The 230-nt window shown below is 65.7% G+C and carries 1 protein-coding gene; it reads right to left on the bottom strand.

Annotation, left to right across the window (positions count from 1 at the left end):
* A partial coding sequence (locus EHS19_RS10565) for a transposase (RefSeq protein WP_175578445.1) occupies positions 1-230 on the bottom strand: 230 nt, incomplete at both ends.

Here is a 230-nt window from a genome sequence, read left to right as displayed (position 1 = left end):
TCGTACGGATCCGCCGGCGATGCTCCCTCGGATAGTCGTCGAGCAGGTAGGTCGTCGTCTCCCCGATGCCCTCGCGCAGGCATTTGGCAGCCTCCCTGAGCTTGCGCGATTCCATGTCCCTGGCGACGGATTCCGCCTTCTCCAGCGCCTTGTCGCGCGATTCCATGCCGAACACGGCCTTGAGCGCGTCCGCCGCCCACTCCCGGTTTTTGGGGTTGACCTTGGCGAGG

The sequence above is a fragment of the Bifidobacterium jacchi genome (assembly GCF_009078285.1).
GTDB lineage: Bacteria > Actinomycetota > Actinomycetes > Actinomycetales > Bifidobacteriaceae > Bifidobacterium > Bifidobacterium jacchi.
This window is presented reverse-complemented; position numbering and strand designations above follow the sequence as displayed.